The 1,575-nt window shown below is 57.7% G+C and carries 3 protein-coding genes; 2 read left to right on the top strand and 1 reads right to left on the bottom strand.

The window, feature by feature from the left end; all coding sequences use genetic code 11:
- Positions 1 to 55: 55 nt before the first annotated feature.
- A complete protein-coding gene (thiD, locus tag AC1D1X_RS22955; RefSeq protein ID WP_477668346.1) occupies positions 56 to 1,021 on the bottom strand; it encodes a bifunctional hydroxymethylpyrimidine kinase/phosphomethylpyrimidine kinase in 966 nt (321 codons plus the stop codon).
- Positions 1,022 to 1,103: 82 nt separating this feature from the next.
- Between thiD and AC1D1X_RS22950 the strand changes: the two genes are divergently transcribed.
- Entirely contained in the window at positions 1,104 to 1,277 is a 174-nt protein-coding gene (locus tag AC1D1X_RS22950) for a rubredoxin (RefSeq protein ID WP_092131853.1), read from the top strand.
- 73 nt (positions 1,278 to 1,350) lie between these two features.
- The coding region (locus AC1D1X_RS22945; protein ID WP_477699292.1) for a response regulator at positions 1,351 to 1,575 on the top strand (225 nt) is incomplete at its 3' end.

The following is a 1,575-nucleotide window of genomic DNA, read 5'->3' as shown; positions in this document are numbered from 1 at the left end:
CTCAAACAGCGCGTTGTTGCGGGAGAGTTCGGCGGAAAGGGGCTTGGCAGGGGGCTTAGTGTTTGGTTGTTCCATTGGGGGGCAGGTCAATTTCAGTCTTCAAAACCAGGGCGGCATCATCGCCAGGCTCGGCATCAGCCGTTTCGTCTTCGGATTCATCGACATCAGCCTGTGCCCAGAACAGGCGGTCCGGCACGATATTGCCCATGCCGGGATGAAAGCCGGCATCCAGGCTGTGGTCCAGGTAAGTCAGTGCCTCGGAGGTGGCCGCCTGCAGGTCATGGCCGTTGGCCAGCAATGCGCAAAGGGCCGCAGACAGCGTATCACCTGCACCGGCAAAGACCGCCTCGAAACGTTCGAATTTCTCGCTGTAAAGCACGGCTTGCGGCGTGGCCAGCACGTTGTCGATGAATTGGTCGGGCATGGGGATTCCGGTGACCAGCGTGTAGGGAACACCCAGGTCGGCGGCGGCCTTGGCAATATCCCGAGCCGAGGGATTGCGCTCCCCGGACCAGTCCGGCAGCAGCCAGCGCCACAGGCTGCTGTGGTTGCCGACCAACACTGTGGTTTGCGGCAGCATCAGCTCGCGAAAGGCGTCCAGATAGCTGTCGATTTCGCTTTCTTCCCACCACGACAGGTTGGGCATATAGGCGATCAGCGGCACATCGGCATAGTCCGAGGCGATCTCGGCAATGGTGCTGATGTTCTCGGGGCTGCCGACAAACCCGACCTTGATGGCGGATACCGCCATGTCTTCCAGCGCCGAGCGGGCCTGGTCGGTTACGGCCTCTTCGTCGAATGAAAAATGGTCGAAAATTTCGGCCGTGTCGCGCACATAAGCGCCTGTTACAACTGCCAGCGCGTGGGCTCCGGCAGAAGTGATCGATGCAATATCAGCAGTCAATCCGCCCGCTCCGCTGGGGTCGTTGGCGTTGAATGTCATGACGCAAGCCGGCGATGCGTCGGTATCCTCGATTTGGAGTTGTCGGCTGTCCAGTTGAGGATTTTTGGGGTTTGCCATAGGCTGCGATTTTGCCTTGTACGCGAATAAGCAACGCCGCCTCGATACAATTGTTGCATTCTATTCGAAGGCAACTTAAGCTGTGACTCAATCAATGACGTGGATGTGTTTAATTTGTGGGTGGATTTACGACGAAGCTGCCGGTGCGCCCGAACACGGGATTGCCGCCGGGACGCCGTGGGCGCAAGTGCCCATGAACTGGACCTGTCCCGAATGCGGAGCCCGCAAGGAAGACTTTGAAATGGTTCAGATTTAAGCGTCTTAGGCACTTGCCTGGACAATCGCAGGCCGGCATTTGCCGAGGGCCTGCAACATGAGGAGCATAGGCAGTGAGTATTCCCAGTTCCGGACTGAAGGTTTTGGTCATCGATGACAGCAATACCATTCGGCGCAGCGCCGAGATATTCCTGAAGCAGGGGGGGCATGAGGTATTGTTGGCCGAAGACGGGTTTGATGCCCTGTCCAAGGTCAACGACTACGAACCCAACCTGATTTTCTGCGACATTTTGATGCCCCGCCTGGATGGCTATCAAACCTGTGCGATTATCAAGCGC

This window comes from Polaromonas sp. P1_G4 (assembly GCF_056405475.1).
The sequence above is the reverse complement of the archived record's forward strand: the minus strand, read 5'-3'. Positions and strand labels throughout refer to the sequence as shown.

Coding starts and splice junctions, on each gene's coding strand:
- thiD (WP_477668346.1), bottom strand. CDS start 1,021: ATGGCAAACCCCAAAAATCCTCAACTGGACAGCCGACAACTCCAAATC.